This window comes from Marinobacter halodurans, from assembly GCF_004327985.1.
Classification (GTDB): Bacteria; Pseudomonadota; Gammaproteobacteria; order Pseudomonadales; family Oleiphilaceae; genus Marinobacter_A; species Marinobacter_A halodurans.
In genome coordinates, this window is sequence record NZ_SJDL01000191.1 from 1 (window position 1) to 544 (window position 544).

Below are 544 nucleotides of genomic sequence, written 5' to 3' on the forward strand. Positions count from 1 at the left end.
GCGTTAGGGAGGATAATTACTATGTCCATATTCTGGTGGGTGGCGATAGCCATAGCAGTAATTTGGTTTATTTCCTCTCTTCGTTCTAAAAGCAAAGCTCATAGATCGTTTGCCGCTTCGGATGACGCAGAGCCTTGGTTTGAGGCCCAAGGAATTGATTCTGAGTCCGTCATGTTTAGTTCCTACGAAGACCCTCAGCTTTCGAGAGTTCCAGGCTCCACTGTGCTGTGTGGATATGGTAAAGGCCCAGAGGGAGATGTTGGGTTTGCCATTGAAGTAATTTCTGGGAGAGGTGTCGTGGCTAGTGAAGTGATTCAACCATCAGGAATAGCCTCTCATCATCGAACAGCATCAATGCAAGCCAAGGCATCAGGGCGCCCTCTGCTTGATGTGTTGGCAGAGATGGCAGAAGTTCATCGGACGCGGCATCCTCAGTGAACCCCCTAACCAGTCATTGCAGTTCGTTCCGGCCCTGACGGGCCTACACCGGACGGCCTTTTCTCCGCTTCGCTACGTAAAGGCCGCCGCTGAATATTGGCGTTAG

Annotated in this window: 1 protein-coding gene; it reads left to right on the top strand. The window is 51.1% G+C overall.

Translation table 11 applies throughout. From position 1 onward, the window contains the following. On the top strand, nucleotides 1-438 hold a 438-nt coding region (locus EZI54_RS24050; protein WP_207389358.1), incomplete at its 5' end, for a hypothetical protein. Nucleotides 439-544: the final 106 nt, after the last annotated feature.